Raw genomic sequence first — 22,988 nt, 5'->3', positions numbered from 1 at the left:
CAAAAAGCAGCATCGAACGAAGACTGTTTCCTGTATTTTAAACAAATCTACTAAAATTACTATACTTCTTTATTGGCTTTTCTTCTGATAGAGGCATGCTTAGCCATTGCTTTTATAAAATACTTTGGCAGCAAGTGAGATTATTTTGAGGCACCCATTTCGTTATTTTTCTGGGCTGCTTTGTCAGTAAGTACTGTAGCAATTGTTTCTGATTTGCCTGATTCACTTTCATAGCCTTTTTTCCGCTCGGTACTACCAATGCCTCCTGCAGCAGGTAATATTTTGTTAACGATACCCAAGAGTTCGGAGGTGGCTCCTGGAAAAAAGCCATGGAATGCTGTAATAAACTTTCCTGACAGGGTAGTTACCAGCTCTGCATCACCTTGACGGCTGGCTTCAAGTATTTTATAGGCGGTTTGTTCGGCATCCATGGTCATAAATGGGAGAGAATCGGCTGTTTTAAACCAGGCATACTCTTTTTCATGTTGCCCTTTTACGATTACATTTCTTGGACTACCAGTGCGTGTAAGGCCGGGACATACAGTGGTTACTACAATTCCATCTTTCTTTAACTCTGCATGCATGCCTTCGGATAAACCTACCAGGGCAAATTTGCTAGCACTATAAGGAACCAAATGAGGCAGACTAATTTTACCTCCTACTGACGATATATTAATAATACGCCCGGCACCTTGTTCTTTCATATGGGGAATTACGGCAAGCATTGTATATAAGGGTGCCCAGAAGTGAGTTTTCATCGTCTCCTCATACTCATGCAAGGTCATAGATTCCATGGGGCCTACCTGAATGACGCCTGCGTTGTTTATAAGTACATCTATGCCTCCAAATCTTTCCCGGATGCTGCTGATCATCTCATGTACTTGGTTGCGGTCTGTGACATCACAGGTGATAGTCATTACCTCTGCACCCATACCGGCAAATTCGCGGCGGGCTGTTTCTAATTCATCTACATCTCTGGCACAGATGGCAAGCTTGGCTCCTTCTGCTGCTAACTGCCTGGCCAATACCAATCCTAACCCACGGGAGGCTCCGGTAATGAGTACGGTTTTATCACTGAAACTATATTTATTGATATTTCTATACAATGCCCGTGCGGCTAAAAAAGCAGTAAAACCCGCTGCTGCCCATAGCAATCCATTGTTGTTATTCTGACTGTTCATAGTGGTGATTAATTAGACGAGAAGAAAGACCTATACTTTGATATAAGTACAAGGGTTTACAGGCAGTGTACGATTTGTGGCTGAGATGGTTTATGCAAGAGAGGGTTTTAGCAGGGTATATTCTTTACGGAAACTGTACTTTCTACATATATACTATTGCTGATGCTCCTGCAGAATAGTTTTATAATCTAGCTGAGGCCATTTTTCTTCTATGGAGGGTGTCGCCATAATTTGCTGCATAATAGCATCTTGTTTTTTGCCTAAGCGCAAAGCTTCTGCATAGGGTATATGACTAAAAGCAATCATGGTATACAAGGGTGTCCACAAGTCTGGGTAGAGCTGGTGAATGTGTGCTTCTATTTTTTTGCGCAGCAGAAACTTTGGATCAGCTACATAGTCACGCATTTCCACAAAATTTTGTAAAGCCAGGTCAGCTATAGCTTCTGCATTATCTACCCGCTGCCCTTGATATTCTTCAAATATCTGCTCCCAATTCTGGGAGTATTTTTCCATTAACTGGTCTAGTATGATACAGTCTTCAAACCCCGCATTCATACCTTGCCCATAAAAAGGCACAATGGCATGAGCAGCATCTCCGATAATGGCTGCTTTATTTTTATAGGTCCACGGGTAACAACGGATAGTAACCAGAGACGAGGTTGGATTTTGCAGGTATTCTTCTGCTACATTGGGCATAAGTGGAAGTATATCTGGAAAATACGTTTCAAAATAGTGAATAACATCTGCCTGCGTACGTATTTTATCAAAGGACACCTCTCCTTTGAAAGGAAAAAACAAGGTACAGGTGAAACTTCCATCTGGGTTAGGCAAAGCAATCAGCATAAAATTACCTCTAGGCCATATATGCAAGGCATGTTTATCGATAGCCCAGCTTCCATCTCTTTTGGGGGGAATGGTAAGCTCTTTGTATCCGTGCTCTATAAAATATTGCTGATAATTGAAAAGGTTTGTCCGTTGCATAGCACTCCGTACAGCTGAAAAAGCACCATCGGCACCTATAAGAATATCTGGCTGTAGTATACTCTCTTCACCACTAACGACATGTGTCAAATGAACAGCAGGCTTTTCCAAGTCTACCTGGGTACATTTCTGCTCAAAAAACAGCTGTACCTTTCCTTCCTCTTCTGCCAGATTCATCAGCTTTTCATTCAGCTGGCTCCTGGATACCGAGTAAATAGATTGCCCTTCCTTGCCATAAGGCTGAAAGGTTAAGTCACCTTTTTCATTGTGCATCATGCGCCCATACATAGGAATAGCCAGTTGCTTTACCTCTTCTACCAAACCTACTCTTTCCAGCGCCCGCCAGCCACGCTCACTAAGCGCCAGGTTAATGGTACGCCCGTCTTCCCACTTTACTTTTCTCAAATCTGGCCTTTTTTCTATCAGTTGTACGGTATGTCCCCGCCTACCCAACATTACTGCAAGTAACGATCCTACTAATCCGGCACCTAATACTGTAATGTTCTTCACTGATCTGTATTTATTGGTTTATGTTATGGGTATGAACGCCTCTAAAATAAGTAGTATTACAGGGATTTGAAATATAGATTTTATGCAGAAAACAGGGCTGCTATAAACATCCTTTGGCACTAGGATACATTTTGCAGAAAGGCTACCATGGCTTGTATAGCTTTTCCCCGATGATCTATCTTATTTTTTTCAGTAATACTCATTTCTGCAAAAGTTTTGTTAAATCCTTCAGGCATGAACACTGGGTCATAGCCAAAACCTCTTCCGCCTTGACGTCTCTCTGTTATTCTACCTTGCACAATACCTTCAAACTGATGAACCTGATTATTAAGGATTAAGGTAATAGACGTACGAAACCTGGCTTTTCTATTGGGCACTTCCTGAAGCTTTTGCAATAATAAATTGATATTATCTTCGCTATTACGTTGTGGACCTGCATATCTAGCCGAATACACGCCTGGCTCTCCTTGTAGTGCTTCTACCTCTAGACCGGTATCATCCGCAAAACAATTGATGTTGTAATGCTGCCAAACATATTGTGCTTTTTCCAAAGAATTTCCTTCCAGGGTATCTTGATTCTCCGGCAAATCCACCTCACATCCAATATCTTTTAAACTGAGTAGTTCAAATGTATTTCCCAGCATCTCACTTACTTCTTCTATCTTATGAAGGTTATTGGTAGCAAAACACAGTTTCATGCAATTGATAGTCAAGAATTGTTTTAAATTAAAAAATCTTTCCTTCAGGGAAAGATAATATAAGGTTTGCTTATTCTTTAGTTAAGTTTGCTGGGCGGCGTGCTCATCATATTTAATGCCCGAAAACATATACAAAAACAACACCCGGGAGTACCTAAACATTAAAGGTAAGCAGACTACTACTAAGCCAGTAACAATTACTAAATACACCCACAAATCAGGGTCATCTCCTAACACATATACGGCTACCCCAGAGGCAAATGCCAATGCTACTGACATGGCATAGCTTATATACATAGCTCCAATAAAAAACCCTGGTTCTATCTCATATCTAAGTTTGCAAACCGGACAATATTCGTGCGTAGCAGTAAATCTGGTTAAATTCCAGTTACTATATTCAAAAATATTTCCTTGTCTACATCGGGGACATTTTGCTCCTAATATAGCCTGCAATTTTGAGACGTTTTTCATATTCCTTTCTGCTGTTTCTATACCATAAATATGCTATTACGCAAAATATAGTATAAGGGGTAGCCAGCAGAAATAATATTCCTTTATTCAACCCAGCACCAATCGAACTTTCACCGCTGCTTACGTTATTTTCAACGGTTGCACGGCACATGGCGCATTGAGCGAATGTATCTTGTGAGAGTATAACAAAACAGGTTATAATACTTATTATAACTAGTATTTTTCTTAATTGACGATTCATAGTACTATCTCTTACCTCAAAAAACAAAAAGTGTATATAGTGGGTTCAATCAGGTTGCATAATACGGACTTATCATCAAATAAACAACCACCCCTGTAACCGATACATACAGCCAGATAGGGAAAGTCCATTTTACGATTTTCCTGTGCTTTGTAAATTGTTTTGATGCTGCAAAATAGATGCTTAGCAATACTAACGGAACTACTATAGCAGCTAATATAATGTGGGTAATCAAGATGAAGAAGTAAATCCCCCGAACCACTCCTTCGCCACCAAATTTTGTAGGTGGCGCCTGAAAGTGATAAACAACATACGAAACCAGAAATAATGCAGATAGGGCAAAAGCTGTAATCATAGCCGCGGTATGATAGCGCCTATTCCCCTGCTTTATAAATACAAAACCTGCTATTAGTGCAATTGAAGTTGCTGAATTGAGCACGCCATTCAAATGTGGCAAGAAGGACACGTCCAAATCGCCTAATTTACCGGTTTGTGGTATAAATATAAGTAAAGATACTACTACTGGAATGGCTACAGATAATACACTGATTACAATCAGGTATAGGTTATTTGTCTTTTCTGACAGATCTACCGGATGGTTCATAGTTAACTCTGATCTTGTTGGTTCTTATATTCATCTAGCAGCACCTTAATCTCCAGAATCAGTTTATCTACTTCTTTGGGATCAGTGCCGTTATAAAATCCACGTATATGTCCTTGCTTATCTACAAGCACAAATTTGTCGGTGTGCACAAATTTTTCCTCCAAATTTGAGCTTTGCACATTGTCTTCTTTAGCCGTTACGTAGTAGCCTTGTTTGGCAAGTTTATATATGTCCTTTTTTTCGCCTGTCATCAGATACCATTTGTCTTTTACCGCCCCGTGTTGCTCCGCATAACTTTGCAAGGCCTCTACTGTATCATTTTCAGGATCTACTGTATACGACATAATAAGTACATCAGGATTATTCAGAAAAGCTTCCTGTACCCGTTGTAATTGTGATGTCATTTTAGGGCATATACCCAGGCAACGTGCAAAAAAGAAATCTGCCACATGGATTTTATCTTTAGTAACTGCTGATGTAACCTGATTGTTATACTGGTCAGTTAATTTGAAGTCGGGTATGGTATGAAAAGCCGTATCAGTTACCTCCTGGCCATCTACTACTTTTGTCTCCATCATTATATTGCCTGTGGTAGAATCTATTCTGGGAATATACCTAGGCAAACTATAATGGTTTTCGCCAAAATTTTTAAGAAATAAAAAAGCTAAAGCCGGAATTACCAGCACAACCACTAGCAACCCGGCTTTTATGTATGTATTCATATACCTTAATTTGAAAAGTTGAAACAGTGAAAATTGAAAAAAGCAATATTACTTCGTATGCTTTTGATTTTAATAACACGTAAAATCGATTTCAAATTTCTAACCTGTCACATTTTCTATCTTACCTGTAAGATAGAATCTCCTTCCAGTAAGAGAGCGATAATTAACCAAATTACAAACACCAAAGGAAGAACGATTGACCATATCAGGGTTTTTACTTCGCCTTTCAAGTGCATGAATTCTCCTACTATATAAAAAGCTTTTACCAACGTCATAATAACGAAGATAGAAACCCGTAACCAGCCTGAGGGCATGGTAAAAGCAATTAGGAATTCAAGAGCGGTGATGAAAAATAATATCCAGAATGTACGCCAGATTAATTTTGTATTTGGTTTTGCTGCACCTCCAGTAGATGCAGGATGTTGAGAATGAGAATGTCCAGCCATCTTTTATATACTTTTTTATTAAATTAAATAGAAAAACGTAAATACAAATACCCAGACTAAATCTACAAAGTGCCAGTATAAACCCACTTTTTCAACCATTTCATAGTGGCCTCTCCGTTCATATACACCTGTCGCCGTATTATAGAATATTAATATATTTAACAACACTCCACTAAATACGTGTGTCCCATGAAATCCTGTGATGAAAAAGAATAAATCTGCAAATGCAGGAGGACCATATTGATTCACTACTAAGTTTGCACCGAATATTGTTTTTTCTACCCATTTTCCGTTTTCCATAAACCGCGCAACTGAGCCTTCTTCGGTACCTACAATAAAGTGTGTCCATTCCCAAGCCTGGCTGCCCAAAAAAGCAAAACCACCAATGATGGTCCACAACATCCATTTTTCGACATCGTTTCTATCATTCCTGTGTCCTGCTTCTACAGCCAATACCATGGTAACACTGCTCATAATTAGAATAAAAGTCATGATACCTACGAAAACCAGCGGAAGCTCATATCCATGCAAAAATGGTACTGCTTCAAAAACTTTTTCTGGTATTGGCCAATAGTCTTGGGAAAATTTAAAAGTTCCGTGGATTTCAGGGTCATATGCCTGATGGCTAAACCGGATCATTCCATACGTAACTAATAAAGCGGAAAAAGTAAAAGCATCTGACAACAGGAAGAACCACATCATCAGCTTACCATAGCTGGCTTTAAGCGGTTCATTTCCCCCATCCCATATACTCCCCTTTCTTCTTTTATCAATTACTGTAGTTGTAGTAGACATGAGTTAAATCTATTTTTAATGGTTGAGTAATAAAAATGCGAACAAATATATCCAAAGTATATCTAAAAAATGCCAGTAGGTTGCACACATTTCCATTCTGACTAAATTTTTTGAATGAATCTTATATTGAAACGAGGCACCTAGGATAATCACCAAATATACAATCCCTGTAACTAAGTGAAATGCATGTAAACCTGTAATCACATATAAGAACGAGCCAGACGGATTAGAAGCTGTACCTGCAAAAAATACCTTCATATCTACCAATGCCACCCATGAATACCATTGACCTACTAAAAATCCAAGCCCTAGGAAAGTAGTTATAATCATAGCCACTTTTAGCATAGCCAGGTTATCCCTTTTAGCAGCCATATACGCCCATTGCATTGTTACGCTGCTCGCTAGCAATATACCTGAGTTAACCCAGAATATCGTTGGCATCTCAAAATCCAACCAGTTGCCTTCTGCCTGCCTAACCATATAGGCACTGCTCATGGCTGCAAAAATCATCACAATACTCACAATAAACAACCATAATGCAAACTTTTTAGGATGCATTGCTAGTGTTTGCTGTGGCTCCTCCTGCAATAAATTTATATTTCTATCCATAATTTTAAACTTTATCCCATAAAAACGCAATCTGTACCAGTGGTAGGTAGAGAAATGAACCAAACATCATTTGTAAGGCTGCTTTCCGGGAGCATTCTTTCATTAAATAAAAGGTTTGTATTAAAAACAACGATCCACACACCACAGCAATTAAGGCTGCATTCAATCCGGTGATACCGAATTTGGCAGGCAGCACACTAAGAGGCAACAAGAATAGTGTGTAGATCATGATCTGAAAAGCTGTTTGCAAATCTTTACCTCCATTATTAGGCAATAGCTTAAACCCTGCTCTTTTGTAGTCTTCATCTGCCACCCATGCTATAGCCCAGAAGTGAGGGAATTGCCATACAAACTGTATAGCAAATAAAGTAAATGCTCCTACTTCTAACATATTTGTGGCTGCTACCCATCCAATTAGTGGAGGCAATGCGCCCGGAAACGCACCTACAAATACGGCTATAGGCCCTACCCTCTTCAAAGGTGTATACACAAATGCATACAAAACAAGCGAAAGCAAAGTAAATAAAGCGGCTAACAGATTTATGAAAGTAAACAACAAAAACAATCCGGCAAAGCCTATAATGCTTGCAAACACAGCCGCTTCTACAACAGACAGTCTGCCAGAAGGTAAAGGCCGGTTTTCTGTACGCCGCATTAGTTTATCCAGATCTATTTCAATGATTTGATTAATAATATTTGAGGCGCCTGTAACCAGAAATCCACCTATACAGAAAATCAGCATATGCACCCAATCAATAGGTTGTTTGGCTGCTAATAAATATCCGATAGCACCTGAGAATACTACAGTAATTGAAAGTCTGAATTTTAGCAGGTCAAAATAAGCCCTGGCTTTTGTTAAGATTTGATTTACTTCTGCTGCTTGGTGTGGCCTAGTAATAATCATTTGTAAGAATATGCTTGGTTGAAAGTTTTTGCAGCTGATTTTACAAAAACAACATCATAGTTTATGAACAACAATAATACAAACTGAATTCCAATGGCAGCTACAGCTAGTAACAAATGTATCGGCTGTAAAAAAGCTGGAATTCCTAAATAAGCCATTCCCATTCCTGCAAGTATCTCTAAAAGCACTATACTCACCAGAGCTACAGTATATTTGGTTATGACCGGATTTTTTATCGTATTCCTTTTTAGCAGATATAACAAGTATAGGTGAGCAGCAAGAATTAAACTTGATAGCGACCGATGAATATAAAATCCTAAACCTAATTGCTCTATCCAAGTGTCTCTGCCATTGCCACTTAAACTTGCGGCTATTTCATCTATTGCTTCTCTTACCTGCGTACCTAATACTATTTGTAAAACAGAGCTTGCTAGCAAAAAGTACAGTATTTTGTTGATACGTGATTTCCCTTCAATAGTAGCTAAAGTGATTTTGCCCGTGAATGATCTAGCAACTGTATATATGAGCAGAAAGACTAGTACAATTGCTACCAGCATATGGACAGTTACCATCCATGGAGCCAGGTTCGTGGCTACTACTACTGAGCCCAGCCATCCCTGAAAACCTACTAAAATAAAGCTGACTAAGCTTAGAAAAAAAACGGTTTTATCAGTTTTGAGATATGGAACAGATAAGAGTAGTGTCAGAAAAATAAATATCCCAATCAGTACGCCTATCAACCGGTTTATATATTCTGTCCAGGTTTTATAGACGTTAAATTCAACATCGGCATATCCCCTATCCTTATATATTTCCTGGTAATTGGCTGGCAATTGTGCTACATCTGTTGGTGGTACCCATGAGCCAAAACATTGTGGCCAGTCTGGGCATCCCATCCCTGCACCTGTGCTGCGTACGATGCCTCCAACCAAAATGAGTAAATAAACAGCCACAATTGTGACAATTCCCATCTTCCGGAAAGCATTGTGGCTGTTTCTATGAGTATCTGACATTTATTTTGTTTGTACTTCCTTACAATTTCTCAGGGTCTCCGCCAATATTTCGGATGTTCTGATCCGCACCTGCACTGCCCTTCGGTAATTTATGGTCTTTAACGGTTGGTGCATTGATTTCTTCTTTTTTATCAAACACTACACCAGTTTCCATATCTTCAATTTCATCACCAATTAAGCCTTGTTCATGTGGCAGGTTAGACTCTGGCGTAGCTGATAATGGTACGTTTTGCGGAATAAAGTCTTCTGATGCACCTGGCTTACTATAGTCATAGGGCCATCTGTACACAGAAGGTATCTCACCTACCCAGTTACCATGTCCCGGATGAATAGGCGCTGTCCATTCCAGGGTATTGGAACGCCATGGATTCTGTGGAGCTCTTCTTCCTTTGAACATACTATAGAAGAAGTTAAATAAGAAGATAAATTGTGCAATACCAGTTAAGATTGCTGCTGCACTGATAAAATGGTTCAGGTCCATATATTTATTAAATACCTGGAATCCGGTAAATGAATAATATCTTCTTGGGAAACCTGCTATACCAATATAGTGCATAGGGAAGAATACCAGATAGATCCCAACAAATGTAAACCAGAAGTGAATATAGCCTAGTTTTTCATCCAACATTCTACCGAAGAACTTTGGAAACCAGTGATATACACCAGCCAGTAAACCAAAAGCAGAGGCTGCACCCATTACTAAGTGGAAGTGAGCAACTACAAAATATGTATCATGTAATTGAATGTCAATAGCAGAGTTTCCTAATGCTATACCTGTTAACCCTCCGGAAATAAAGAAAGATACTAAGCCTATGGAAAACAACATGGCAGGTGTAAATACAATATTTCCTTTCCAAAGAGTAGTTATATAGTTAAAGGCTTTTACTGCGGATGGTACTGCAATAATCAATGTCAGGAACATGAATATTGAACCCAGGAACGGATTTAAACCTGATACGAACATATGGTGAGCCCATACCACAAATGACAGTACAGTAATGGCCATCATAGAACCGATCATAGCCCTATAGCCAAATATAGGTTTCCTGGCGTTTGTAGCAATAATTTCTGAAGTAATACCTAGGGCAGGTAATAGTACAATATAAACCTCTGGATGGCCCAAAAACCAGAATAAGTGCTGAAATAATATTGGGCTACCACCTACGTTTGGCAACGCCTCCCCACCTATGTATATTTCAGATAAGTAAAAGCTGGTACCAAACCATCTGTCAAATATAAGCAGTAGGGCTGCCGACATTAACACAGGGAATGACAACAAACCTATAATTGCTGTTAAAAAGAATGCCCATATGGTTAGAGGTAATCTGGAAAAAGACATCCCTCTTGTTCTCAAGTTGATTACGGTAGTAATATAATTGATACCACCCAGCAACTGGGAAACAATAAACAGAGCCATACTGATCAACCATAAGTTCATCCCCATTCCTGACCCTGGCATAGCTTGAGGCAGAGCACTTAGCGGAGGATAAATAACCCAACCACCCGATGCCGGACCAGTTTCCAGAAATAATGAAACAAACATAATTACACTGGCCACGAAGAAAAACCAATACGAAAGCATGTTCATAAATCCGGAAGCCATATCGCGGGCTCCAATCTGCAAGGGAATTAAGAAGTTACTAAACGTACCACTCAACCCGGCTGTCAACACGAAGAATACCATAATAGTACCATGCATGGTAACTAAGGCCAAGTAAAAATTTGGATCTATTTTACCTGAGTCTAAAATCCATTCTCCTAGAATAGGTTTAAGCCAGGTTAATTTTATATCCTGAAAACCTAATTGCAGACGAAATATGCTTGAAAGACCTATACCTATTATTGCCCAAAAGATACCTGAGATCAGGTATTGTTTGGCAATCATTTTATGGTCAGTACTAAATATATATTTTGTTATAAAATTGTCGTGGTGTTCATGCTCATGGTCATGATCCAGGTGGGCGTCATGTCCTACGCCATGTGTTGAGTGAATATCTACCGCTGACATATAAAGTATGTTAAGTTATGGAATACAAATATTTACTGTGCAGAAGTACTAGTTTTAACTACTGCGGGATTGACTGGAGCCTCTGTTGTTGGTTCTTGAACAGGCGTTACAGCGGCTGAAGGATTATCTCCCGCCCCAATTATCTGCAAAGCCTTTTCACGCAGATTGGCAGGTACTTTTTGCAGGTTGTCTTCCCTGGTAGATGCTAACCAAGGTTTCTGCGTGTTATACCATTTTACATAATCTGCTTGCTCTTCTACCACGACTATTAATCTCATACTAAAATGTCCGCGTCCACATACCTCTGTACAGGCAAGTTCATAATTGAAATCTGGATTGTTTGTTTCTTGCCGCATTTGAGCAGTCGTTTTGGTGGGTGTAAACCAGAAACGGGTTGGCATACCTGGTACAGCATCCATCTTTAGACGGAAATGAGGCATATATACACTGTGCAACACATCTCTTGCCCGTATTTTTAGCAATACTGGTTTGCCTACTGGTACCCGGAGTTCTCCGGATGGGCCCATAAAATCATCAAAACTTTTTTCATCCGATAAATCAATGCCTACTGCATTCGAAGCATCGATCATCCGGAAATTATAAGCTCCCAGTTCTTTATCTACTTTGCCAGGATATCTTACCCACCAGTTGAATTGCTGCCCTACTATTTCTATTACTTCAGCTTCTTGAGGAGCATCAGCTGTGATATCCCGCCATACTTTCCAACCCGATAACACCAACAGAGTTAATACAATAGCTGGCACAATAGTCCATATTACTTCCAGTTTGTTATTGTCAGGATAAAAGGCAGCTCTGTTGCCTTCTTTAAACTGATATTTAAAAGGAAAGTAAAAGAGTAGTACGTGGGTGGCAAAAAACACCGCGCATAAAATACCCATGGTTACCCAGAACAATGTATCTATTTGTTCACCATGTACAGATACAGGTGCCGGAAGAAAATCATCCGCTGCTGAGTAAGAACTCCAAACTGCACCAATTGTCCCCAAAACCAAAAACACCAGAAGTAAAGCAGCATTTACCTTGTTACTGGTTCCCGCCCGTTTATGATGAGAACCCCTGACTACGGAAATTAGGGTGCCTACTCTGAAGATCATAAAAAGTATGACTCCAATCAAAATAGCCCCAATACCTAATAATATATTCATCATGTTCAATAGATTTTATTAATATGTATAATTATCAGATTTCGTGGTGTATACTTTCTTCCAACATCGGATGATTTTTGGCAATGAGTGGTGCTTTAGATAAAGTAGTAGCTACTACTAGAATGAAGGCACTTGCATATATCATAACTATACCGATTTCCAGCGGTCCAAATCCCGCGTTCTCCCCTACTGTACCTGGCATCATCATCAGGTAGAAATCCAGCCAATGGCCTACAAGCAGAACAATTGATACAATTTTGAGGAAAATCATATGACGCTTTGCATCCCTTGTCATTAGAACTAGGAAAGGAAACAAAAAGTTTATGAAAATGTTAATGAAAAACAACCCTTTGTATGTGCCGTTGTATCCGTGTAAGCGCTCAATAAAATAGATAGTTTCTTCGGGAATGTTTGCATAATAAATCAGCAAGAACTGCGCAAACCAGACATAGGTCCAGAAAATACTGAAGGCAAACATAAATTTACCCAGGTCATGTAAATGATTCTGATTTACAATAGATAAGTAGCCTGCTTCCTTCAGAAAAACCACAGTTAACGTTATGGTAGCTAAACCTGCTACAAACCAACTGGCAAATACATACCAGCCAAACATAGTACTGAACCAATGTGTGTCGATAGATAAAACCCAGTCCCAGGCTGATGTAGAAGAGGTTACTGCAAAAATTACTATAAATATAGCCGAGAGAACAATGCTCTTGTCATAGTGTCTTACATCTTTGGTAAGATCTTCCTGCAACGATTCTTTCCGCAACAAACGGTATAGAATGTACCATGCGGCAAAGTAAAATACCATTCTGAACAAGTAGAAAGGAGTATTCAGAAATCCCTTTTTTCCTGCTATAATTTCATCATACCTTGGGTCGGCTGTATCATATAAATATTCATGTGTCCAGTGGAATATATCATGACCACCTAAGAAAAAGTAGATAATCATCAGCACGCCTGTAATCGGCAAAAAATTCCCAAAGGCTTCAGGTATTCTCTTAATACCCGATGACCAACCGGCATAAGCCACATATTGCACGGCTACAAAGAAGATTCCAATAGCAGCAATACCTGTAAAATATACATTGTTCAGCCATAGGTTTGTCCAGAGACGAGATTGCCACCGGAAATGATGTTCGCCCCCAGCGGCGGCACCTTCTTCTGCCCCATGAGCCGCCTCATGTGGAGCATATATGAGTAAAAGAATTCCTGCAATAAATAACAACAGCCCAATACCTATTGCTATAAACAAATTCCGGCGTACCAAAGGCGGAAATGTATAATGTTCATCTAAAACAATGGGCGCATGATGTGTTGAGTCAGCCATTTTTAAAGGTTTTATGCGTAATGATTAATCTAATTGTTGAAGTGTATGTACATAATGAACAATTTTCCATCGTTCGGAAGGATTTATTTGCGAGCCGTGTGGCCACATGCGGCCTTTCCCATGTGTAATTACATGGTAAATGTGTCCGCTGTTCATGGTTTTATAATTTCCTGTTGAGTAATTTGGTACACCTTTATAGGCTTTTCCTACCAACCCATCACCTTTGCCATTTTCGCCATGGCAATGCTGACAATAGCGGCTATATAATACTTTACCCTCTGCTAATACTTCTTCTGTTGCCGGAACAGGATTTTTCAGTGTCCGTTCAGCAACCTCTATGCTATCACGATGAATATCATAAATCATCAGGTCTGTTACAGCGTTGGTTCCTTCTCCATACACGGTTTGGAAATTTCTCCGGGGAATAGTTCCTTTTACTGGCAATCGCATAGACATCCCATAAGGATTATAAGAGTTGGCACTTTCATAATCGCTTGGTTCACCTTCGGCTACCACCCGCTTCCCTGCGTCCTCTTCATTTTTTATTTGCACATAGGGTTCATAGGCTACCGGATGATACATATTTGGTGCGAACTCAGTACCTGGGTCGTCATAGTTTTTGCCACAAGCGGTAAAAAGGCCTAGGCCAATTACCCATGCAAAAACTACTTTATATCTTAACTGAAAATGCATATGATCTTATGATCTTTTAATTCAATGATTAAACTACTACTTCTTCTTCTACTAATTTGGTGTTTACCTCTGTGGCTCCGAAATTTCTTAAGATGGAAGTTATTTCATCAGAAGCTAATTTATTTTTACTAAGGTCTACTGCCATAATAAATTTATTATCAGTGCTGCGGCTATCGAACAATATGGGCTTTTTACCCGGCCATAAATTATTTGTAATTAAAAACGTAGCTACCATACCTAAGGCAGCAAAGAGTACGGTTAACTCAAAAGATACTGGCACCAAATCCGGAATGGGAACAAATGGTTTACCACCGATTATCATGGGCCAGTCATAGCCCAGCATTAAACTAATCATAGCTACTGCACACGTTGTTCCGGTAATGCCAAACAAAAAGGCAGCAATAGGCAATCTAGATCTTTTATATCCTAAAGCTTCGTCTAATCCATGAATGGGGAAAGGTGTGTACACTTCATGAATTTTGACACCGCTGTTTCGTATTTTCTTTACTGATTTCAGGAGTACATCTTCATCATCAAATACTCCCACTAAATATCTCTTGTTTGTTTCCATATATTGTTTTCTTTGCTCTCCTATCAATAACTCATGCCTTGTATTTTCTTATCTGAGCTATTGATGTTGGAATATCATCTATTCAACATCTTTATTAAATGCAGGCCGGGCTTGAAAATCAGTTTGTACAGCAGCGCCTCTCTTCTCTGCCACTTTCGCTGATGAAGATTTCAAGATTGCTTTTACTTCTGCCATATTTACTACCGGCAAGAACTTAGCAAACAATAGGAACAGCGTAAAGAATAAACCGAAGGAAAATATGTAATCACCAATGTCGTACATGGTTGGATAGAACATCGCCCAGCTGGATGGCAGATAATCTCTGTGAAGCGAAGTAACAATAATTACAAACCGCTCAAACCACATTCCTATGTTTACAATGATAGATAAGATAAAGGTAGCGGCTACACTTCTTCTGATTTTACGTATCCAGAATAACTGTGGAGAGATTACGTTACAAGTCATCATAGACCAGTATGCCCACCAGTATGGACCTGTTGCTCTGTTAAGGAAAGCATATTGCTCATACTGCACGCCTGAGTACCAGGCAATAAATAACTCAGTAATATAGGCTACCCCTACTATAGACCCAGTCAGCATGATGATCTTATTCATAGATTCCATGTGACCAATGGTGATATATTCCTTCAGGTTAAATACTTCCCTGGTGATCAGCATCAAAGTTAATACCATCGCAAACCCTGAAAAAATGGCACCTGCTACGAAATAGGGAGGGAAAATAGTAGTATGCCACCCTGGAATTACTGATGTAGCAAAGTCGAAACTTACAATGGTGTGTACAGATAATACAAGTGGAGTTGATAAACCAGCTAATATTAAGCTAACTGATTCGTAGCGTGCCCAGGTTTTAGCTGATCCGTCCCATCCAAAGCTCATTGCTCCATAGACAAATTTAGATACTTTGTTGCGGGCTCTGTCACGTATAGTAGCTAAGTCAGGTATTAAACCAATGTACCAAAATACAAGGGATACAGTTAGATATGTGCTAATCGCAAACACGTCCCATACCAGTGGTGAGTTAAAGTTTACCCAAAGAGAACCATAGGTGTTTGGTAGTGGCAAGGCCCAATGTGCCAGCCAGGGACGACCCATGTGTGCCAAAATAAAGCTGGCAGCACAAAGTACCGCAAAGATAGTCATAGCTTCTGCTGCACGGTTAATAGAAGTTCTCCATTTCTGGCGGAACAGCAGCAGAATGGCGGAGATTAGTGTACCTGCGTGGCCGATACCTACCCACCACACGAAGTTGGTAATGTCCCATGCCCAGCCTACGGTTTTGTTCAATCCCCAAACTCCAATACCCGTCCACCAGGTATAGAATAAACAGTAAGATCCATATCCTAATGTTATCAAAGCAAGTGTAAAGCAAATTAGCCATAACTTGGTTGGTTTACCTTCTACCTGCCGACACACATCTTCTGTAACGTCAGCGTAAGTTTTACCTCCGATAACTAAAGGTTCTCTTACTGGTGAAACAACTTGACTCATACTTTTTATTAATTAATAATGTGATAGATTACGCTTGTTTATTAGACACTTCTTTGTTTCTGATTTTTGTCAGATAAGAAATTTGAGGCTTGGTATTAATTTCGTTGAGTACCTCAAATGCCCGCTTCTCGTATTCTGCCTGGCGAATTTTAGCTACCCGGCTTTCAGGGTCCAGAAGATCACCAAACACAATAGCATTTGTTGGGCAAACACTGGCACAAGCAGTTACAATTTCTCCATCTACTGGTCTTCTTCTTTGCTTTTTCGCCTCCAGTTTACCTAACTGAATCCGTTGTACGCAGAATGTACACTTTTCCATCACTCCTCTTGAACGAACGGTTACATCTGGGTTCAATACCATTTTACCCAGATCGTTATTCATATGGTAATCAAATTCCTCATTATTATTGTACTTGAACCAGTTGAACCTACGCACTTTATATGGACAGTTGTTTGCACAATATCTGGTACCAATACAACGGTTATAAGCCATCATATTTAAACCTTCGGAACTGTGTGCAGTGGCAATAACCGGACAAACTGTTTCACAAGGTGCATTACCGCATTGCTGGCAAAGCATGGGCTGGAATACTACCTCAGGATTAGCAGAAGCTTGTTCAAGGTTTTTATAGCCACTAATGCTTTTATCTTCAGGATCTGCGTCACTGCTATAATACCGGTCTATACGTAACCAGTGCATTTCACGGCGGTTAATTACCTCCTGACGGCCTACTACTGGTATATTATTTTCAACATTACAACTTACCACACAAGCGCCACACCCTATACATGAATTCAGGTCTATTACCATACCCCAGGAGTGATTAGTATAGCTATGTTCATCCCAGATACTAATTTCACCTGGTTTTTTAGGGCCTTCTGCTGTGGCAATTTTTGGAGCATAGCGACCAGCAGCCGGATTAGCCTGGTATTCTTTTAGGTTAGCTTCTTGTACAATCGGACGCGCCATAATGGTATGGTGTGTTTGTACCTGGGCTATCTGATGCTTCTCGCCAGTTTTAGTAAGCTTTACTGATGGTTGTGTATAAGAAAGTGTAGTTCCATTGTATTGTATAAACGGATAGGCATTCTTACCTACGTTTTTACCCGCTTTCCCTGCAATTTCTCTTCCATACCCCACCGCGATAGCAATGGTGCCATCTGCCTGGCCTGGTTGAATAAGCACTGGTAATTCAAGTGGCTGTTTGCCTTGAATGTCTACCCGTACTATTTCATCCTGCTCAAGCTCCATACTGTTAGCCATGCTTTGAGGAATAGCTACATAATTACCCCAACAAGCTCTGGAAATTGGATCTGGGAATTCTTGCAATAACGGGTTATTTGCCTGTTCGCCGTTACCTAAACCAGTTTTCTCATAGATACATAACTCTACAGTTTGATTAGCTGCTTTGTAGGTACTACCTATTGCACTTGCTGCAGCATTTACATCACCTGAAAAACTTACCGCCGATCCTGTAGACGCTGGAGCAGCATTAGAGGAAGGCACTTCTTGTATACTTGGAATGGCTACATTAACAGGTGCTGCGCTACGCGTTTCAAATACCCCATCGTGCAGGGATTTGTTCCAGAAATCATCAAATGAATTAAAACCAGAGGCGGAAGGGAATATTGTTTGCCGCCAGTTGTTTCTTAAATAGGTATAATAATCTTGCGGATTGCCTGACCAGGTTAATAAACTTTCTTGTGCGGCTCTGGTTTTGAATACCGGGCTAATCGTGGGCTGACCTAAGCTATAAAAACCTCTTTTAGGCTCTGCATCATTCCAGGCCTCCAGATAATTATGATTAGGACACACATAATCGCACAAAGCGGCTGTTTCGTCCAAGCTGCTGGCAAATGATACCTTTAACTTTACTTTCTGCAGGTTGGTAGCAAACTCTTTTCCAGCCGGGTAATTATATACCGGATTGGCATCATAGAAAATAACCGCAGCTACTTGTCCATTCTTTACCTCCTGTACGAAATTAGCCATCGCTGAATCATCACCTTGCTTCAAATTAACTGGCGTATTCAAGTCGATAACAGGTCCATAAGCACCCAGCAAGTTGTTAATAGCATTTACCATTGTTTGAACGTTCACGTCATTAGATCCGCTCACGACAACAGCTTTGCCTTTTGCAGCAAGCAAATCTTTGGCGGCTTCCTCTAAATACGCTATTTTCAGATCAGGGGTATTTACAGCTGAACCGCCGGTTTGTCTCGCTATCCGATTATATAGTGCCGCAACTACCAACCCTTCCTGCGATGGTTTAATAGGCGATCTATAATCTGCATTGGCACCGGTTAGCGAAAGAATGGTTTCAAACTGGTAATGGCGGGACATTTGTTTTTTGTTCTGCCCTACCTTACGTGTTTGTCCGTACTGATAGCTATTTTCTGTGCTATTTGGCCAAGATCCTAGAAAGTCTGCACTGATGCCAACTATTATATCAGCATTGGCAAAATTATAGGAAGGAATAACAGCTCTACCGAATGAAGCATTGTTTGCTTTGATTATGCCTGAGTAAGACACAGCATCATACACCACATGCGTAGCTGTAGGGTACTTGCTGATAAACTCTTGTATAACTTTGCGGGTAGTAGGACTAATAATACTAGAGGAAACAATGCGTATAGCACCACCTTGTTGTAGCTGGCTGCTGATTTTACCATCCACATCTTCCCAGGTAGTTAACTTATTAGTAGCTTTTACCCAAGGGCCTTTTAATCTTTCTTGGTCGTATAGGTCAAGTAATGAAGCTTGCGCCCGTGTACTAGTACCCGTTGGAGTAATGCTAGACATAGCGTTAGGCTCTATCTTTATTGGACGGCCTTCACGTGTTTTTACTAAAACGCTGCTGTAGTCTCCACTTGAATCTACATAGGTAGAAGCATAGTAGTTTGCAATAGATGCGTCTATTTCTTCTGGTTTATTCAGATATGGAATAGCTTTTCTTACTGGTGCATCGCAGGCTGCCAGTGAAACCGCTGTAACGCCGAAGCCAAGCATTTTCAGGAAATCTCTGCGGTTAGTACCAGTTATATCATCGCTTGGAACGTTTGATTTGCCTTTCTTTTTTTCTTTTACAGATAAATATTCAGGGAATTCGTTTTGTGCTGACTTTACAAAATCTGTATTGTTAGATAATTCTTCTATACCTTTCCAGTATGTTTTATTATTATCTTCCATATATGTGTTTTACTGACGTATCTAGTTAAATAAAGGGAGAATATGTATATTTTAATAATGGCATTTAGAACATTCCAGACCGCCAATATTTGCTACTTTTAAAGGTTCTTTGCTATTGTGCAGCGCCAGAAGCTTGTCGTAATAATCATTGCCTTCCGTATTAACCTGCGTTTTTCTATGGCAATCGATACACCAGCCCATGGTAAGTGGCGATACCTGCTGCACTACTTCCATTGTCTGGATTTCACCATGGCAATTCTGGCATTCGATACCTCCAACATTGGTATGCTGGGAGTGATTAAAGTAGGCAAAATCAGGCAAGTTATGCACACGAACCCATTCTATAGGACGGTCATTTTCAATAGCATCGTAAATTTTCTTGATTTCTGGTGAGCTCGTTTGAATAGCATTGTGGCAATTCATACAGATATTAGCTGATGGAATGCTCGCAGATTTTGCTTTATATACCGTTGTGTGGCAATACGAACAATCGATCTGATACTGGCCGGCATGAAGTTTATGCGAATAAGCAATAGGTTGTTTGGGTGCATATCCCTGGCTGATACCTATATTAAACAAGCTATCTACAGCTACTTTACCTACGATCAGCAGGAAGATAAGCGCTACTCCACCTTTAAAAGCATTGCTGTTTACTACTTTTTTAACATCTATCCGCTGATTAACTAGTTCTCTGTCTTCTTCAGGCAAATCTTTACGCTCACTTAAGAATTTGCCAAGCAACGAAACAATCAACACCAGTACCAGCAAGATGAGGAGTAAAATAACCAGAAGTGCCCCAATAATGATGGTAAAATATTGCGAAGAAATACCTCCTCCACCTTCACCAGGCGTAACAGAGGCCCCGCCGCCAGAAGGTACAGCCTGGCCATCCGTAGCACCACCTGCCGCCGTATTCGCTCCTCCTCCCGTATTCTGCTGATCAATGTATTGTAAGATAGAAACGATTTGCTCATCGCTAAAGTCATAAGCTGGCATTACCGTCTTATTGAACTTGTTAAACAAGTCTACTGCATACTTATCGCCACTCTGAATTACCTTCTGAGAATTTCTGATCCAGTTGATAAGCCATGTTTGGGGACGTCTTTCGTTAATGCCTTTTAAACCGGGCCCAACCAGCACTTCATCCGAAAGCGCATGACAAGCAGTACAATTGTTATTAAAAAGTGTTTTGCCTGCTTCTACTTTAGCTGGATCAAGTGCAACTGGTTGCGAACCGCCAGCAGGTACTTGTCCGCCATCTGTATCAACAACTCCGCCTGTTACAGTAGAGTCTTGATTAGCACTCTGCGCCACTACATAAGCAGATCCTCCTAGAAAAGCCAGGAAGAACACCAGCAGTTGACGGCATACAAATCGTTTGACTGAATAAATAAAATACATACAATTTGGTTATTTTATCTGTAATTTGATGGGTATTTGCATAAACCCCACAAATGTAGTATGCGAATTTGTCTAATCAAATACCTTACGCCATAAAATAAATTATACAAGCTGCAACAGATGATATATTCCACTATTTTTTTGATTTTCATTTGCTTGCAAATTAATTTCCGTCGTTGTTTTTCTAATTTAGAACCATTTTAAATAATTCTATTCCCGGTATTGTGAAATTTCTGCATTTTCAGATGTGTATAGGCTCTTTTTGTAATAACTCAATCAAGGTGAATATGTTAATCATTTATTTGTTTATTTATAGAATACCCCTGGAGGTAAAAGAAGTATTGACTATATAGTTTAAGAGTGTTTTTTGGTTTTACTTTGCATGAGTTATTCTTGAATTAAGCCTGCTGTACTAAAATGAATAAGGTTTACATAAACCAGTCTTTTGAGCCAATTGCTTCTCCCATACTGTCGGCAAATACTTACTCCCAAATAGCCGTTTTAGTGGATGAACACACAAAAAAATATTGCTATCCTAAAGTCAAGGCATTACTACCCAGGCATACACTCATTGCCATAAAAAGCGGTGAAGAAAGAAAAAATCTGGAAACCTGTAGTTATATATGGCAGCAACTGACGGATAAACAATTTGACCGGAAAGGATTACTCATTAACCTGGGAGGTGGTGTAATAGGCGATATGGGTGGCTTTTGTGCGGCCACTTACAAGAGAGGGATAGATTTTATACAAGCGCCTACTACTTTACTTGCACAAGTAGATGCCAGCGTAGGTGGTAAACTGGGTATTGACTTCAATGACTTTAAAAACCATATTGGCGTATTTAAAGAACCGGCTGCTGTGCTGATAGCAACAGACTTTCTTCATACATTACCTGCTAAAGAAATACGATCTGGTTTTGCAGAGATTATCAAACATTGCCTCATAGCCGATGCCACCATGTGGGAGAAAATTCGGAAGCGGGATTTAGAAAAACAAAACTGGGCAGAATTAGTACCTCATTCTGTAGAAATAAAGAAACGTGTGGTAGCAGAAGATCCTACGGAAAAAGGATTACGGAAGATATTAAATTTTGGCCATACCATTGGCCATGCCGTGGAAAGCTACTTTTTGAAACAGCCTCGCAAAAAATTGTTGCATGGCGAAGCGATTGCTATTGGGATGATTTGTGAAAGTTATATTTCTCATAAGAGAGATTTTCTGGATGAACAGGCGTTGTATCATATAGAAGAATTTATTTTTTCTATCTATGGAAAAGCAAAAATTACCAGTCAGGATGCAGAAGCTATTATTCCATTAATGATGCAGGACAAAAAAAATGAGAAAGGAACTATTCAAAGTGTGCTCCTACAAGGAATAGGAAATCCAGTGTATGACCAGAAACTTTCGTTAGCAGAAATTAAAGAAGCTATCCACTATTATAGCAACTGATGCAAAAGATATTGATTAGTATAGCTTTGTTTATCCTCACTGCCTGTTCTATGACTACTCCCGCCTTTCAGCCATCTACTATGCAAACGTATGCGCTACGTCTGCACCCCGGCCAAGATTTAAAACTTGAATTACAAAAATTTACAGAGGCCCATGCTATTAAAGCTGCCTGTATCCTAACTTGTGTAGGAAGTCTTCAGCAAAGCACATTACGTTTAGCAAACCAGTCAGAGTATAAAGTGTACCCGCAAAAAATGGAAATCGTCTCTTTGGTAGGCATCTTATCTACAGAGGGATCACATCTGCACGTTTCGCTGGCTGACTCTACCGGAGTAACTATTGGTGGACACCTGGTAGAAGGCAGCCAAATATATACTACGGCTGAAATTATTATAGGAATTATGCCAGACTACCGCTTTGCAAGAGAACATGATACAGTAAGTGGATATAAGGAGTTGAAAATATATCCTTCCGCAAAAGAGTAGGGCATCTT

21 protein-coding genes are annotated in these 22,988 nt (G+C 39.9%); 2 read left to right on the top strand and 19 right to left on the bottom strand.

Annotated features, from left to right (window positions below):
* Nucleotides 1-140 precede the first annotated feature (140 nt).
* The 19 genes from Q0590_RS14915 to Q0590_RS14825 all read right to left on the bottom strand — a co-directional run bounded on the left by Q0590_RS14915 (nucleotide 141) and on the right by Q0590_RS14825 (nucleotide 21,046).
* On the bottom strand, nucleotides 141-1,181 hold the full coding sequence (locus Q0590_RS14915) for an SDR family NAD(P)-dependent oxidoreductase (protein WP_302038361.1): 1,041 nt from the start codon (nucleotides 1,179-1,181) through the stop codon (nucleotides 141-143).
* Between the two features lie 153 nt (nucleotides 1,182-1,334).
* Complete coding sequence (locus Q0590_RS14910) at nucleotides 1,335-2,672, bottom strand: FAD-dependent oxidoreductase (RefSeq protein WP_302038360.1); 1,338 nt, start codon at nucleotides 2,670-2,672, stop codon at nucleotides 1,335-1,337.
* Nucleotides 2,673-2,791: 119 nt separating this feature from the next.
* Entirely contained in the window at nucleotides 2,792-3,370 is a 579-nt protein-coding gene (locus Q0590_RS14905; protein ID WP_302038359.1) for a non-canonical purine NTP diphosphatase, read from the bottom strand.
* An 81-nt stretch (nucleotides 3,371-3,451) separates the two neighbouring features.
* Nucleotides 3,452-3,841, bottom strand: a complete 390-nt coding sequence (locus tag Q0590_RS14900; RefSeq protein WP_302038358.1) for a DUF983 domain-containing protein — start codon at nucleotides 3,839-3,841, stop codon at nucleotides 3,452-3,454.
* 290 nt (nucleotides 3,842-4,131) lie between these two features.
* A complete protein-coding gene (locus Q0590_RS14895; protein WP_302038357.1) occupies nucleotides 4,132-4,686 on the bottom strand; it encodes a DUF420 domain-containing protein in 555 nt (184 codons plus the stop codon).
* Nucleotides 4,687-4,688: 2 nt separating this feature from the next.
* Nucleotides 4,689-5,408, bottom strand: a complete 720-nt coding sequence (locus tag Q0590_RS14890) for an SCO family protein (protein WP_302038356.1) — start codon at nucleotides 5,406-5,408, stop codon at nucleotides 4,689-4,691.
* A gap of 116 nt (nucleotides 5,409-5,524) precedes the next feature.
* On the bottom strand, nucleotides 5,525-5,854 hold the full coding sequence (locus Q0590_RS14885) for a cytochrome C oxidase subunit IV family protein (protein ID WP_302038355.1): 330 nt from the start codon (nucleotides 5,852-5,854) through the stop codon (nucleotides 5,525-5,527).
* Between the two features lie 18 nt (nucleotides 5,855-5,872).
* The gene (locus Q0590_RS14880) at nucleotides 5,873-6,649 is read right to left on the bottom strand and encodes a cytochrome c oxidase subunit 3 (protein WP_302038354.1); all 777 of its coding nucleotides are present in this window, start codon (nucleotides 6,647-6,649) and stop codon (nucleotides 5,873-5,875) included.
* A 15-nt stretch (nucleotides 6,650-6,664) separates the two neighbouring features.
* Nucleotides 6,665-7,258, bottom strand: a complete 594-nt coding sequence (locus tag Q0590_RS14875) for a cytochrome c oxidase subunit 3 (RefSeq protein ID WP_302038353.1) — start codon at nucleotides 7,256-7,258, stop codon at nucleotides 6,665-6,667.
* Between the two features lie 4 nt (nucleotides 7,259-7,262).
* The gene (cyoE, locus tag Q0590_RS14870; RefSeq protein ID WP_302038352.1) at nucleotides 7,263-8,162 is read right to left on the bottom strand and encodes a heme o synthase; all 900 of its coding nucleotides are present in this window, start codon (nucleotides 8,160-8,162) and stop codon (nucleotides 7,263-7,265) included.
* The gene (locus Q0590_RS14865) at nucleotides 8,159-9,175 is read right to left on the bottom strand and encodes a COX15/CtaA family protein (protein WP_302038351.1); all 1,017 of its coding nucleotides are present in this window, start codon (nucleotides 9,173-9,175) and stop codon (nucleotides 8,159-8,161) included. The genes cyoE and Q0590_RS14865 overlap by 4 nt, the downstream gene beginning before the upstream one ends.
* Before the next feature lie 19 nt (nucleotides 9,176-9,194).
* Nucleotides 9,195-11,183: a cytochrome c oxidase subunit I gene (locus Q0590_RS14860; RefSeq protein ID WP_302038350.1), complete on the bottom strand. Its 1,989-nt coding sequence runs from the start codon at nucleotides 11,181-11,183 to the stop codon at nucleotides 9,195-9,197.
* 32 nt (nucleotides 11,184-11,215) lie between these two features.
* A complete protein-coding gene (locus tag Q0590_RS14855) occupies nucleotides 11,216-12,352 on the bottom strand; it encodes a cytochrome c oxidase subunit II (RefSeq protein WP_302038349.1) in 1,137 nt (378 codons plus the stop codon).
* A 31-nt stretch (nucleotides 12,353-12,383) separates the two neighbouring features.
* Complete coding sequence (locus tag Q0590_RS14850; protein WP_302038348.1) at nucleotides 12,384-13,682, bottom strand: quinol:cytochrome C oxidoreductase; 1,299 nt, start codon at nucleotides 13,680-13,682, stop codon at nucleotides 12,384-12,386.
* 24 nt (nucleotides 13,683-13,706) lie between these two features.
* The gene (locus tag Q0590_RS14845; RefSeq protein WP_302038347.1) at nucleotides 13,707-14,375 is read right to left on the bottom strand and encodes a c-type cytochrome; all 669 of its coding nucleotides are present in this window, start codon (nucleotides 14,373-14,375) and stop codon (nucleotides 13,707-13,709) included.
* 28 nt (nucleotides 14,376-14,403) lie between these two features.
* On the bottom strand, nucleotides 14,404-14,946 hold the full coding sequence (locus Q0590_RS14840; RefSeq protein ID WP_302038346.1) for a DUF3341 domain-containing protein: 543 nt from the start codon (nucleotides 14,944-14,946) through the stop codon (nucleotides 14,404-14,406).
* A 78-nt stretch (nucleotides 14,947-15,024) separates the two neighbouring features.
* Nucleotides 15,025-16,455: an NrfD/PsrC family molybdoenzyme membrane anchor subunit gene (nrfD, locus tag Q0590_RS14835; protein ID WP_302038345.1), complete on the bottom strand. Its 1,431-nt coding sequence runs from the start codon at nucleotides 16,453-16,455 to the stop codon at nucleotides 15,025-15,027.
* A gap of 28 nt (nucleotides 16,456-16,483) precedes the next feature.
* A complete protein-coding gene (locus Q0590_RS14830; RefSeq protein WP_302038344.1) occupies nucleotides 16,484-19,645 on the bottom strand; it encodes a TAT-variant-translocated molybdopterin oxidoreductase in 3,162 nt (1,053 codons plus the stop codon).
* A 51-nt stretch (nucleotides 19,646-19,696) separates the two neighbouring features.
* On the bottom strand, nucleotides 19,697-21,046 hold the full coding sequence (locus Q0590_RS14825; protein ID WP_302038343.1) for a cytochrome c3 family protein: 1,350 nt from the start codon (nucleotides 21,044-21,046) through the stop codon (nucleotides 19,697-19,699).
* 417 nt (nucleotides 21,047-21,463) lie between these two features.
* On the opposite strand from Q0590_RS14825, the gene aroB reads away from it, so the two are divergent.
* Complete coding sequence (aroB, locus tag Q0590_RS14820; protein WP_302038342.1) at nucleotides 21,464-22,495, top strand: 3-dehydroquinate synthase; 1,032 nt, start codon at nucleotides 21,464-21,466, stop codon at nucleotides 22,493-22,495.
* On the top strand, nucleotides 22,495-22,980 hold the full coding sequence (locus Q0590_RS14815; RefSeq protein WP_302038341.1) for a PPC domain-containing DNA-binding protein: 486 nt from the start codon (nucleotides 22,495-22,497) through the stop codon (nucleotides 22,978-22,980). Before aroB ends, Q0590_RS14815 begins: the two co-directional genes overlap by 1 nt.
* The last annotated feature ends 8 nt before the right edge of the window (nucleotides 22,981-22,988 follow it).

This window comes from Rhodocytophaga aerolata, from assembly GCF_030503435.1.
Lineage (GTDB): Bacteria > Bacteroidota > Bacteroidia > Cytophagales > 172606-1 > Rhodocytophaga > Rhodocytophaga aerolata.
This window is presented reverse-complemented; position numbering and strand designations above follow the sequence as displayed.